This window comes from Hafnia paralvei ATCC 29927, from assembly GCF_001655005.1.
Taxonomy (GTDB): Bacteria; Pseudomonadota; Gammaproteobacteria; order Enterobacterales; family Enterobacteriaceae; genus Hafnia; species Hafnia paralvei.
On sequence record NZ_LXET01000054.1, the window covers coordinates 1 to 12273 of the forward strand.

Consider the following 12273-nt stretch of genomic DNA (forward strand, 5'->3'; position numbering starts at 1 on the left):
GCTAGCCCCGTGTATCTCGATCTCTTAATCGATCAGCATTACGCACTCCCCCTCCATTTTTGGTTAGGGGAATTGATCATTAATCAGCTAAATGGCTTGTCGCGGCCATGCGGAGCCTCTAAATCTTGCTTTGGCCCAATCGAAATGATCCCCGTTGGATTGATGGTTTTGTGGCTGCGGTAATAATGGTGACGAATGTGCTCCAGATTGACCGTCTCTTTCACTCCCAGTATCTGATAAATATCGCGCAGGAAACCGTATAAGTTTGGATAATCGCTGATGCGCTGCCAATCACATTTAAAGTGGGTGACATAGACCGGATCAAAACGGACTAAAGTCGTCCATAATCGAAGATCGGCCTCGGTCAAACGTGTCCCGGTTAAATAGCGCTGACGGGAGAGAATGTTCTCCAGTTTATCCAGCGAGGTAAATACCGCACTGACCGCTTCATCATAGGCATCCTGAGCGGTAGCAAATCCGGCTTTATATACACCATTATTAACAGTGTCATAGATCCAGCTATTTAGCTCATCGATATCAGTACGTAGTTCCTGCGGATAAAAATCACCAGGTTTAGCGCCAATTTCGTCAAACGCGGTATTAAACATGCGGATAATGTCTGAAGATTCATTACTCACAATAGTTTGCGTTTGCTTATCCCAAAGCACCGGTACCGTCACACGTCCGGTATAGTGAGGGTCAGCCTGTAGATAGAGCTGGTAGAGAAAATCGTGGTGATAAAGCTCATCGCCGGTCGCCGCAGGAAAATTGGTTTCAAACGTCCAGCCGTTCTCCAGCATCAGAGGACTGACAACAGAAACCGGAATCAGGCTTTCCAATCCTTTGAGTTTGCGAACCAGTAGCGTGCGATGAGCCCATGGGCAAGCCAAGGAGACATAGAGATGGTAGCGATCTTTTTCAGCGGCAAAACCTGACTCACCGTTTGGGCCTAAAGAGCCATCAGGAGTGATCCAATTACGGAATTGCGCGTTCGAACGCTTAAAACGTCCGCCGGTAGATTTAGTGTCATACCAGACATCTTGCCAGATGCCTTCAACGAGTTGTCCCATAAATCCTCCAGATGGATACTCGGCTCAATAAGCTCAAGTATGTTGTCATTTAAAAGCATAAAGGGGCATGTTTGCCCCTTTATCGTATTTCTAAATCATAACGCCATTTACTCTAAACAATTCGAGTGGCGGGTATTACCATTTTTTATTGAGCAAACGGTCAATACTAAATGCGCCAGGACCAGACACAGCCAGAACCAAATAGCCACCAGCGATGGTCAGGTTTTTCATGAACATCAGTTGGTTAACGCCGTCGGCAAAGTTCGAGTGGAACAGGAATGCGGTCAGCAAGGTAAAGCCCGCGGTAAACAGCGCCGTAGTTCGAGTCAAGAAACCAAACAAAATGGCTAAACCACCGCCCAGCTCTAACAAAATAGTTAACGGCAGAAGTGCCCCTGGGACGCCCATCGCTTCCATATATTGCTGAGTCCCTGCGTATCCCGTGATTTTGCCCCAACCGGCGGTGATAAACAGGATTGGCATCAAGATGCGGGCAGCCAGTAGTGCGATATTTTCTAGTTTGTTGCTCATTTTTAACTCCAGACAATTTTAAGGTGCCGCTTTAGCAGCTTTGTTCGGTATGAGGCGTGCATTCCATCTGGCTTAAAACCAAATCGTGGAGCCCGTGTCTCTCGATGGAGCTAATACTAGGACAAAGACTGAAAGAGTGTTAGCGAGTAAAATTGCTGGATTTCTTCAAAAAAACTGAAGCTAAAAAATTATAAGAAAATAACTAAATACAATAAGTTAAAATGTAGCAAGCAAGTAATTTCTCTAGTTACTAGTTGTTGGTGGGATAAAAGCACAGATATTTTGTGGGAAACTGCGGAGATTAAGCCTTGGGGTAAAAGGCGTTACGTATCACTTTCACTATGCCCCACACGCTAAATGCACGGCGAGTCCAGCGCGCCGTTTTAGCAGGATGGCGAGCGCCATAGAGTGCTAATAGACTCGATCCTAACAGCATGAACTTGCGTAACCGCATCACGGCGGAAACACGATGGTCAAATTTCGCAGTGAGCTGTAACCACGAACGACGTTCACCGGCCAAATCAAGACGCTGCTGCTGAATTTGACGCAGCAAGCGTGCTTTCTCCAAGGCGAGTTCCTGACGATTACGGCTCACTTGCGATCCTCTTCCAGTAGCTCTCTATCAATCTCAAGCTGGCGGCGAGTCGCCCCTAACAGCGTTGAGCGTCGAGCTTTGGTGATTGTCCAGATTGCCCCGATCAATGCCAGCCCCAGCAAAACTGCGGTGGTGATCCCCAACGCCATCAGACGATGGACAGGATCAATGGCTAAGAAGAGCAACACCAACAACGTCATTAAGCCAAAGGCGGTAAACAGCAGTGTGACGCCCGCCATCATCAGAAGTTGAATAACGTTCGCTTTCTCTTCTTCCAGCTCAACCACAGCTAAACGCAGCCGTGTTTCAACCATGCCAACAATAATGGTGACAATACGCTGAGCGGTACTCAGAACCCCGCGAGCGGGGCCCTGAGAAGTTGTGTTATCGGCAGGCATTAGCGACGAGCCAATAAAACGCCTAACACCACACCAACGGCAGCGCCGATGCCAACACCAGTCCAAGGATTATCATGAACATAGCTATCTGCACGATCTGCGATTTCTTTGGTTTGTGCAGCAACTTTCTCACCTGCCGCATTCAAGCGAGCGCGGCTACCTTGTAACGCACTTTCAGCTTTCGCACGGATTTTTTCCAGCTCCGCCTTCGGTTTGTCGGTGGAAGAATTCAGAACCTCTTCCAAGGTATCGGCGAGGGACTTCAGTTCGGCACGTAATTGCTCGGAAGTTGAATCGTTAGCCATTCCTAGACTCCTTAACTTTACTGATATGGTCTTTTAACATAGCGAGCTTTTTCCATGAGCGCAAAGGTAATTGCCACATATCCTTCTGCATCTGCCGTATTTGGTATGAAAAAACTCGGCGATTAGACACAGTAAATTACTGTCCCAGCGCCTGCTGTGCCTCTTTTAGCTCAGCACGAGCTTCGTCTAGTTTTTTCTCTTTTTTAGAAATTTTATCGGCTTTGCCAGTTTGTTGCGCTTCAACGAGTTCCTGTTGGCGTTCAGCGACTTTCTGCTGCTTTTCTTTCACGTTATTTTGCAGTTCAGAACGTAGCCCCGCTTCAGTACAGTGGCTCTTCACTTCGCTTAGCGCTTTCTGTAAACCAGCCACACGATGTGTGTTGTTGTGCTGCTGAGCATACTGGATCTGCTCTTCAATACTCTGCTGCTTGCTAGCACAGGTTACTGCCGAGGCGTTAGCCGCTGTACTCAGCAGGCCAAAAGTAGCAACGGTAATAGCCAAAATTGCAGTTTTTTTGAATGTCATGAAAAGTCCTTATTGAGTAGTGAACTGTCCCGCTCCGGGGACATATCCTTTCATCGTTAAAACAAATACTCGGATATAAATGAACCATTGAATGAGCGAAAACAGTGCTCGCTCGTTCACAACTATAACCCGTAATTATTAACGATTACTTATCACTTAGTTTAAATAATAGGTGCGTTACATCAAGATAGGAGCCCAAAAAATGGAAAAATCAGACAATACTGATAAATAAAAACAGAGCCATACGGCTCTGCTTTTATTGCTTAGCTGTTAAGTCTCGCTTGCCTGGGAGGATCCTTGACATCACTTTCGCTTGATTGAAACAGCGAGCGTCGATGGGTTTTATAGGCAATACTGTAGCCACGCGGCAGCACACTTTGCAGTACCTGCATCGCCTCTTCCTGCTGCTCTGGCTTCGCTAAATGAACCAGCAAACCGTTCGAGTCAGGCGTAATACTTTTGATACTAATGCCGTGCTCATCTAGTTTCTGATAAACAAAAAAACCATCCGGTGTCGCAAGCCCAGCCTGAGTCGCGCTAATTTGTAACGTTGTTTCTTTATGAGTTAGATGCGGGGCTATCCACCACGCAAATACGCCAATAATCAACGCTAAGAGCAATAAGGCACGTTTCCAGCCAAGCCGCTGAATAAGTAGCAGAGTCACGTTATTTCCTCTGCTCTGGCTGAGTCGTTGAATGTTTTTTACGCCATAGAACGACCAACGAGCCAACTAGACCAAACACCAACAGAACCAGTGGCAACATCATCAGTAGGAACATCAGTTGATCTTCATAGCGCAAGAACAGCGGTGTTTTACCCAACACATAACCCAATGTCGTCAAAATCATGACCCACAGGAAACCGCTCATCCAGTTAAAGAACTGGAAACGCGTACTGCTTAAACCAGATAGGCCAGCAATCAACGGCAGCAAAGTACGCACGAATGCCAGAAAGCGACCGACTAGCAGAGCCGATAAACCGTGTTTGTGGAACAAATGATGAGAACGCTGATGATAATGGGCGGGCAAATGGGAAAGCCACTTTTGCACTAATCGTGTATTTCCCAGCCATCGTCCCTGTATATACCCAACCCAGCAACCAAGACTGGCCGCGGTGGTTAACACACAGACCGTCATGGCAAAGCCCATGGTGCCTTTCGCAATCAGTACACCAACCAAAATCAGTAAACTGTCACCCGGTAAAAAGGCTGCGGGCAGCAAACCATTTTCCAGAAATAAAATGACAAATAAAATGCCGTAAATCGTCCACACTAGCGACGGGTTCGCCAGCGTCTCATAGTCCTGCTGCCACAGGGCATGTATTAATTCGTTAATCATATCCATCGAGTATTCCTAACTGAAAATTCGGAGGGTCCATCCGCCAGCTCATCTCATGGACGTCACAAAGGACGATGGAATTAGGGAGCTAGCTAAGTTTAACCAACGTACGCTTCGGCGTCAGGTTGGTCATACGTCAGCTTGCCTCTGTATAAAATATTACTCTCTTTCCAGCCACCCAGCCGATTTTGATGAGGGGGAAGTTGTAACGTTCGCAGCAGCGCCAAAGAAATTCCCTTGTCGCGATACTGGCGAGTCACATCAAAAAAGGCGGTGTCCGAATGTGCGGGTAGGGAGGCATCCGGAAGTGTAGGAGCAATCCGGCCCTGTTCTGAACAGGACTTCAAGTGAACCCGTAGCAGCGCGGTCAGCTTACGCGTATTGGATTTACGCGAAAGGCTACGTTCACTTTCACCAGTGAGTTGCATCACTGATATGGATGAGACATCTGTTAGCGATTGAGCAAAGTAGCTATCTACTTGAGAGAAATAGCAATTAGCGCTGTGCGAATGCCAAGCCGTTTGCTTGCCAGAGGCCATACTGGCCCAGCATAACAATAGGAACATCGTGGTGGCAGACGAAAGACGCTTCAATATTTTGTTGCTTCCAGATACATGCAGAAAAAAACTCGGCTAACTGTAGCAAAATCACCGTCAGGGAAACAGCAGAAAATGAGCAATTTCCACGACCAATTTTACCTTAATGATGGTCGTTAACAGTTGGTTTCAGTTGGGTTGAACAAATAGGTGCCGCCAAACACAGGAAGAAAAACAAGGTGGGGAATAAAAGGTAAAATGAAATTTGCCGTGTTTACATCAAAATACTGGGTCAACACGGCATTATTAGGTTTTTCACCCCGGCATTGAGCCACGAGTTAATAGTGCATATCCCGCCGCAACCGCGAGCATGCATAGCACTAAATTCAAGATCACGTTCAAAGCGGCGCGTAACCAGAATCCCTCAGTGAAGAGTGCGAACGTATCAAATGAAAAAGTGGAGAACGTCGTCAATGCCCCAAGAAACCCGACGGCAATCAACGGACGCCAATGTGGCGCAATCAGTGTTCCTGTGTTTAAAGCAGCCACCAGCACTCCCATGATAAAACAGCCAACAACGTTGACCGTCAGCGTTGCATAGGGAAACGATGTACCGAACCAACCACTGAACCAAGTGGTAATTTGAAAACGTGTAATAGCTCCCACTGCGCCACCAAAGGCAACAATTAATAACGTTAAGCCATAGCTCATAGCGAACTCCTCAAAAATAACGGATAAGGCGATTAACGAAGGCAACTTGATTAGCTACAGGGGAAAAATGCTTGCCCGGCAACCAAGCGCTATCGCACTGTAATATACCCGTCATACTTCAAGTTGCCTTTTTGTTGGCTGCGCTCGCTTGCCGCCTCAATGCCACTTGAATTACTTAAGGTATAACAGAGAAATAAAACTCAGACTTCTGCCAGGCGTCATCAGCGGAAAAGAGAGGACTCTTTCGGCGGTTTTTAGCTATGTAAGAGTTCAAATAGAAATCTTACAGCCAAAGGTGGAACACCATCACCTTACTAAAGTATAAGTTAAGCTCGTGACTCGACACAACCGCTTAACCCTACGGCTTATTTGCCGTTGGTAACGCCGTCCAAATGCACGACAGGATTTTCGGCGAACAGATAGCGATCGACGTTAAACTCGAAATCGTCCGTTGTCGCCTGAAAAAGCATTTGCTTGGTATTTTCTAAATGCTGCCACATCGCCACTTTTGCGCCGTAAGGATCTTTACGCATCAATGCCTTGAGGATCTTATCGTGATCCTCACACCAGCTGTCGATCGAGACATCATCGATGTGTTCATGCAATTTCAACCAGTATGGGTTGTGGATACGCTGACTCCACATTTGCTCAACTATTGTCGCCATTGCTGAGTTCTGCGTCGCCAAAGCGACCTGAACATGGAACTTCAGATCCCATTCCGAATCCCGGAAACGGTCTTCCTGCCGTGCATGCTCCTGAATCTCCATCAACGCCACGATATCTTGTTTGGTTACCTGAGTCGCCGCGAACTCGGCAATATTACTCTCGATAAGCTGACGCGCCTGTAAAAGCTCAAACGGTCCCGCACTCGCAAACTGAATATTGCTATTAGGTTGAATCAACGTTTTTGGTTGATTACTAATAACGTGGATACCTGACCCTTTACGAACCTCCACATACCCTTCCACTTCCAGCATGATGATCGCCTCGCGAACAACTGTTCGACTCACGTTCATCTCTTCAGCGATAAAACGCTCGGCTGGCAGTTTCTCCCCCACAGGATAAACGCCGGACTCGACGCGCTGCTTTAGCTCTGCGGCTAACTGTTGGTACAGTCTTCTGGGTTCTGTGAATTCCATTTAGGGTGCTCTATTAGGGTTGATCGGCAAATGTTGTGATACATACATTTATGAATCTGTTATACCACTTTTCCAATAATCTCACCAGAGACCCCATGCACACTCAAGTGAGAGATAAAACGTTGAGGTAAAAAAAATCCGCCGATAAACGGCGGATTTTTAGTCGGAGGCATCGTCATTAAACGCTATACGGTTGCTTTCTGGCGATTCGCTTCAATTTCAACTTCTTCCGCGGTACGGTTTTGCAATACAGTCCAAATAACTAACGCACCCAGTAGGTCAAATACAGCCAGCGCCGCAAACAGTGGACTAAAGCCGATGGTATCAGCCAAAGCTCCCACGACTAACGCAAACAGAGTACTTGCCGTCCACGCCGCCATACCGGTTAATCCGTTTGCAGTGGCCACTTCGTTGCGTCCAAACACATCAGAAGAGAGCGTAATCAAAGCACCTGACAGTGACTGGTGAGCAAAACCACCGACGCACAGCAGAGCAATAGCCGCATAAGGACTTGTGAACAGACCAATCATACCTGGGCCAATCATCAAGAATGCGCCCATGGTCACCACTAGCTTACGAGAAACAATCAGGTTCACTTTAAAGTACTTCTGGAATAACGGAGGCAGATAACCGCCTAACACGCAGCCAACGTCGGCAAACAGCATTGGCATCCACGCAAACATCGCGATTTCTTTCAGATTAAAACCGTAGGCTTTGAACATGAACAGCGGGATCCAAGCATTGAAAGTCCCCCAAGCTGGTTCGGCCAAAAAACGAGGCAGTGCGATGCCCCAAAACTGACGGTTACGCAGGATTTCCCATGCAGACATACGCTTCGCGTTATTGGTCTGGTGATGAGCTTCCTGACCGCTCAGAATATAGTCACGCTCTTCGTCAGACAGTTTTTTCTGATCTTTTGGATGCTTGTAGAAGATTAACCAGCAAATGGCCCAAATCAGACTCAGCGCACCCGTAATGATGAACGCCATTTCCCAGCTGTGTGCAACGATAGCCCACACCACTAACGGCGGAGCAATCATGCCCCCAATGGATGACCCTACGTTAAAATAACCCACCGCAATGGAACGTTCTTTCGCTGGGAACCATTCGGATGAGGCTTTAAGACCCGCAGGGATCATTGCCGCTTCAGCCATACCCACCGCACCACGCGCAATAGCCAAACCACCCCAGCTGCTAGCTAATGCGGTGCCCATACAGAACACGGCCCACAGGATGGCAAACAGTGCGTAACCCACCTTTGTACCCAACACATCAAGCACATAGCCCGCGACTGGTTGCATAATGGTGTAGCACGCGGAGTACGCAGCAATAATATAAGAGTATTGCTGAGTGGTGATGTGCATCGTGTCTTGTAAGGTCGGAGCAGCAACAGCAATGGCATTACGAGTCAAGTAACCCAGTACAGTTCCTACGGTAACCAAGGCTATCATGTACCAGCGTAAGCCTTTAATTTTACGCATTTAAACTCTCTCCCAGTATATCCCGTCACGTTTCAAGCTACGTCAGCGTTAACCGATGACCTGCATCTTGAAATGGCTTGGGCATAGAACTTTGCCTTGTGGAACGCCTTTGGCGAAATGTGCAAGGCCGCAATGAACCGCGCTTGTGGCTGCGCCGCGTAATAACTCTCCATATTGAAACGGTGATGGCGTTACTTACGTGGTACCCATCTACCTTATTCATCTGTGCTACAGCGCTAAAACTACAGTCTCAGATGGAAAGTTCGGACGTTCCTGTTCCGACTTTGAATTAACTTTTATGACTTGGTTAATCGACATTGGTCAAACCACTGCTCATGATTGGTTAGGGCAATACTCATTTCGCAGCGGTGGCTAAGATAACTTGTCATACAGATTTAAAAGTTGAGAGCCATCACAAAAACCATTTTTGGATTAAGGAATAATAAACCTATGCAGAATCCCTACTAAAAAGTGTCTACATAAGCAAAAGCACCAAGTGATAGTGCCGTTTTATCGCTTTCATTACGTTAAACGCGGAAAAAGTTCTGGACGAGCGCCATAATTGGTGTGATAACTTTAGCCGCAAAGAATAGCTCACTGAAGCTTTATGCTCTCGAGGAACCCGATGATGTCGCAATTTTTAACCGAAGATTTCTTGCTGGATACCGAGTTTGCACGCCGTTTGTACCACGACTATGCGGCAGAGCAGCCAATTTTTGACTATCACTGTCACTTGCCACCTGAGCAGATCGCTCAGGATTATCGGTTCAAAAACCTGTATGACATCTGGTTAAAAGGCGACCATTACAAATGGCGCGCGATGCGTACTAACGGCGTCGCTGAGCGCCTATGCACCGGCGATGCTAGCGATCGTGAGAAGTTTCAGGCATGGGCCGAAACCGTCCCTCATACCATCGGCAATCCGCTCTACCACTGGACTCATCTAGAACTACGCCGTCCATTCGGTATCACAGGCACGCTGCTTTCCGGCAATACGGCTGACGATATCTGGAATCGCTGTAATGCACTGCTGGAGCGCGACGAATTCAGCGCTCGCGGTATCATGAAACAGATGAACGTGAAAATGGTAGGCACCACTGACGACCCTATCGACGATCTAAGCCATCACAAAGCTATCGCGCTAGACCGCAGCTTTGACGTGAAAGTGTTACCGAGCTGGCGTCCAGATAAAGCATTCAATATTGATGCCGCCATTTTCCCTGAATATATGCAGAAACTGAGTGCGGCAGCCGACGTAGACATTCGCAAATTCAGCGATGTATGTGATGCTCTGAAAATTCGGATGGACCACTTTGCGGCTCACGGCTGTAAGGTGTCTGACCACGCGCTTGATGTGGTTATGTATGGCGAAGCAGATGAAACCACGTTAAACGGCATTCTTGCCCGTCGTTTGGAAGGCAAAATGCCAACGGAACAGGAAGTTGCCCAGTTTAAAACGGCGGTACTGCTGTTCCTCGGAGCCGAATACCAAAAACGCGGTTGGGTTCAGCAATACCACATTGGTGCACTGCGTAATAACAATTCACGCATGTTTGAAACGGTTGGGCCAGACATTGGTTTTGACTCAATTCACGATGCGCCAGTTGCCTTCGCGCTCTCGCGTCTATTGGATGCACAAAGCCGCTCTACTGGCTTGCCAAAAACTATTCTTTACTGCCTAAACCCACGTGATAACGAAGTGATCGGCACCATGATCGGCAATTTCCAAGGCGAAGGTATGGCAGGGAAAATGCAGTTCGGTTCAGGTTGGTGGTTCAATGATCAGAAGGACGGTATGCAGCGCCAAATGACCCAGCTTGCACAGCTTGGTTTACTCAGCCGCTTTGTTGGCATGCTGACCGATAGCCGCAGCTTCTTGTCTTATACCCGTCACGAATATTTCCGCCGCATCCTGTGCCAAATGATTGGCCGCTGGGTCGAAGACGGCGAAGCACCAGCAGATATTGAACTGCTGGGAAATATGGTGAAAAACATCAGCTTCGATAATGCGAAAAACTATTTTGCGATTGAGTTGTAAGAATCCTGGGGCGGTTTAGCCGCCCATTTTTTTAAAGACCCCATTCTTGTTTATTTTATATGTTGATGACCGCCATAACATGGCGGTCACGCTCTGAGGTAGCTCCTAAATGCAAACCCTTAATCGTCGTGACTTCCCTGGCCGCCAGCACCCTGACAAAGTTATCCAATTCGGTGAAGGTAATTTCCTGCGCGCGTTTGTGGATTGGCAATTAGATCTACTGAATGAGCATACCGATTTAAATGCTGGCGTAGTCGTTGTACGCCCGCTGAACAGCGATTTCCCCCCCTCACTGAGCACTCAAGATGGACTTTTCACCACCATCATTCGTGGTCTGAACGAGCAAGGTGAAGCGGTGCGTGAATCACGCATCATTCGCAGCGTAAACCGCGAAATCAATATGTATCAGGATTTTGATGCTTATTTGGCGTTGGCTCATGATGCCAATATCCGTTTCGTGTTTTCGAATACCACCGAGGCTGGAATTAGCTATGTGCCTGAAGATAAGCTCACGGATACGCCACCAGCCAGTTTCCCTGCGAAGCTCACTCGTCTGATGTACGAACGTTTCTGCCACTTTGACGGTGCCGCTGACAAAGGCTGGGTATTGCTACCGTGTGAATTGATTGACTATAACGGCGAAGCACTGCGCGAACTGGTACTGCGCTACGCGCAACAATGGGATCTGCCATCGCGCTTTGTTCAGTGGTTAGAGCAAAATAATACCTTCTGCTCTACTCTGGTGGATCGTATTGTGACCGGATACCCACGCGGTGAAGTTGAAGCTTTAACTGAAGAGTTAGGCTATCAGGATGCCTTCTTAGATACGGCTGAACATTTCTATCTGTTCGTGATCCAAGGACCACAATCGCTGGCACAAGAGCTACGTTTAGATGCATTTGCAAAAAATCATAAACCGCTGAATATCCGTATTGTTGACGACATTAAGCCATATAAAGAGCGTAAGGTTGCGATTCTTAATGGCGCCCATACGGCGCTCGTTCCCGTCGCATTTTTGGCAGGCCTGAACACCGTAGGCGAAAGCATGAATGACGTACAGGTGACAGAGTTTGTTGAAAAAGCGATTAGCCAAGAGATCATGCCAGTATTAGATCTTCCTGCCGATGAATTGAAATCATTTGCTGATGCCGTATTGAGCCGTTTCCGTAACCCGTTTATCCAACACCAACTGCTCTCTATCGCTTTGAATGGGATGACTAAATACCGCACCCGTATTCTGCCTCAGGTGATCGCTTATCAGCATAAGACGGGCAAACTACCACAGCGCTTGTGCTTTGCTTTGGCCGCGTTGATTGCTTTCTACCGTGGCGAACGTAACGGTGAAACTTACCCACTGCAAGACGACGCTCACTGGCTTGAACGCTATCGTACGGGCTGGGACGCTGTGCAAGCAGGTTCCCAAAACCTGAATGATCTCGTGCATACGATCCTGAGCGACGCCGATCATTGGGGTCAGGATCTGAATCAGATCCCTGAGATGACACAAACGATTGCTGGTTATTTGCAGCAAATCGATCAGCAAGGCATGCGTTCTGCCGTTTCATCATTGTCCGCAGTTGCCTAAGCAGAGCTGAATTAAATTAT

General features: G+C 47.6%; 14 protein-coding genes. 2 read left to right on the forward strand and 12 right to left on the reverse strand.

The features are described from left to right. Positions 1-83: 83 nt before the first annotated feature. The 12 genes from M988_RS17130 to M988_RS17185 form a co-directional block, all read right to left on the reverse strand. Positions 84-1070 carry a glutathione S-transferase family protein gene (locus M988_RS17130; protein ID WP_064575103.1) on the reverse strand — a complete coding sequence of 329 codons (987 nt, stop codon included), beginning with the start codon at positions 1068-1070 and terminating at the stop codon, positions 84-86. Positions 1071-1205: 135 nt separating this feature from the next. Next, on the reverse strand, positions 1206-1601 hold the full coding sequence (locus M988_RS17135; RefSeq protein WP_004846785.1) for a DoxX family protein: 396 nt from the start codon (positions 1599-1601) through the stop codon (positions 1206-1208). A gap of 301 nt (positions 1602-1902) precedes the next feature. Then, a complete protein-coding gene (locus M988_RS17140; RefSeq protein WP_008814998.1) occupies positions 1903-2196 on the reverse strand; it encodes a YqjK-like family protein in 294 nt (97 codons plus the stop codon). After that, positions 2193-2594, reverse strand: coding sequence for a phage holin family protein (locus M988_RS17145; protein WP_039187959.1), 402 nt, complete (start codon positions 2592-2594; stop codon positions 2193-2195). Before M988_RS17145 ends, M988_RS17140 begins: the two co-directional genes overlap by 4 nt. Continuing rightward, a complete protein-coding gene (locus M988_RS17150) occupies positions 2594-2899 on the reverse strand; it encodes an ElaB/YgaM/YqjD family protein (protein WP_004846778.1) in 306 nt (101 codons plus the stop codon). The genes M988_RS17145 and M988_RS17150 overlap by 1 nt, the downstream gene beginning before the upstream one ends. Before the next feature lie 136 nt (positions 2900-3035). Beyond that, positions 3036-3425 (reverse strand): DUF1090 domain-containing protein, encoded by a 390-nt coding sequence (locus M988_RS17155; RefSeq protein ID WP_008814996.1) that lies wholly within the window; start codon positions 3423-3425, stop codon positions 3036-3038. A 263-nt stretch (positions 3426-3688) separates the two neighbouring features. Continuing rightward, positions 3689-4090, reverse strand: coding sequence for an EnvZ/OmpR regulon moderator MzrA (gene mzrA, locus M988_RS17160; RefSeq protein WP_004846770.1), 402 nt, complete (start codon positions 4088-4090; stop codon positions 3689-3691). Between the two features lies 1 nt (position 4091). Further along, positions 4092-4769 carry a DedA family protein gene (locus tag M988_RS17165; RefSeq protein WP_008814995.1) on the reverse strand — a complete coding sequence of 226 codons (678 nt, stop codon included), beginning with the start codon at positions 4767-4769 and terminating at the stop codon, positions 4092-4094. 92 nt (positions 4770-4861) lie between these two features. After that, the gene (locus M988_RS17170) at positions 4862-5356 is read right to left on the reverse strand and encodes a hypothetical protein (RefSeq protein ID WP_039187958.1); all 495 of its coding nucleotides are present in this window, start codon (positions 5354-5356) and stop codon (positions 4862-4864) included. Positions 5357-5614: 258 nt separating this feature from the next. After that, a complete protein-coding gene (gene crcB / locus M988_RS17175; protein ID WP_008814993.1) occupies positions 5615-6010 on the reverse strand; it encodes a fluoride efflux transporter CrcB in 396 nt (131 codons plus the stop codon). 365 nt (positions 6011-6375) lie between these two features. Continuing rightward, positions 6376-7149, reverse strand: a complete 774-nt coding sequence (gene exuR / locus M988_RS17180) for a transcriptional regulator ExuR (RefSeq protein WP_008814992.1) — start codon at positions 7147-7149, stop codon at positions 6376-6378. A 185-nt stretch (positions 7150-7334) separates the two neighbouring features. Then, the gene (locus tag M988_RS17185; RefSeq protein WP_004846755.1) at positions 7335-8630 is read right to left on the reverse strand and encodes an MFS transporter; all 1296 of its coding nucleotides are present in this window, start codon (positions 8628-8630) and stop codon (positions 7335-7337) included. A 628-nt stretch (positions 8631-9258) separates the two neighbouring features. Here M988_RS17185 and uxaC point away from each other — a divergent pair. Continuing rightward, positions 9259-10668, forward strand: coding sequence for a glucuronate isomerase (gene uxaC / locus M988_RS17190; protein WP_039187957.1), 1410 nt, complete (start codon positions 9259-9261; stop codon positions 10666-10668). Between the two features lie 109 nt (positions 10669-10777). Next, a complete protein-coding gene (locus M988_RS17195) occupies positions 10778-12253 on the forward strand; it encodes a tagaturonate reductase (RefSeq protein WP_039187956.1) in 1476 nt (491 codons plus the stop codon). Positions 12254-12273 lie beyond the last annotated feature (20 nt).

Bases quoted from the DNA above. Each gene is read 5' to 3' on its own strand.
- M988_RS17195 (WP_039187956.1), top strand. From the start codon at position 10,778: ATGCAAACCCTTAATCGTCGTGACTTCCCTGGCCGCCAGCACCCTGAC.
- crcB (WP_008814993.1), bottom strand. From the start codon at position 6,010: ATGAGCTATGGCTTAACGTTATTAATTGTTGCCTTTGGTGGCGCAGTG.
- M988_RS17165 (WP_008814995.1), bottom strand. From the start codon at position 4,769: ATGGATATGATTAACGAATTAATACATGCCCTGTGGCAGCAGGACTAT.
- M988_RS17155 (WP_008814996.1), bottom strand. From the start codon at position 3,425: ATGACATTCAAAAAAACTGCAATTTTGGCTATTACCGTTGCTACTTTT.
- M988_RS17145 (WP_039187959.1), bottom strand. From the start codon at position 2,594: ATGCCTGCCGATAACACAACTTCTCAGGGCCCCGCTCGCGGGGTTCTG.
- M988_RS17135 (WP_004846785.1), bottom strand. From the start codon at position 1,601: ATGAGCAACAAACTAGAAAATATCGCACTACTGGCTGCCCGCATCTTG.
- M988_RS17150 (WP_004846778.1), bottom strand. From the start codon at position 2,899: ATGGCTAACGATTCAACTTCCGAGCAATTACGTGCCGAACTGAAGTCC.
- M988_RS17130 (WP_064575103.1), bottom strand. From the start codon at position 1,070: ATGGGACAACTCGTTGAAGGCATCTGGCAAGATGTCTGGTATGACACT.
- uxaC (WP_039187957.1), top strand. From the start codon at position 9,259: ATGTCGCAATTTTTAACCGAAGATTTCTTGCTGGATACCGAGTTTGCA.
- exuR (WP_008814992.1), bottom strand. From the start codon at position 7,149: ATGGAATTCACAGAACCCAGAAGACTGTACCAACAGTTAGCCGCAGAG.
- M988_RS17185 (WP_004846755.1), bottom strand. From the start codon at position 8,630: ATGCGTAAAATTAAAGGCTTACGCTGGTACATGATAGCCTTGGTTACC.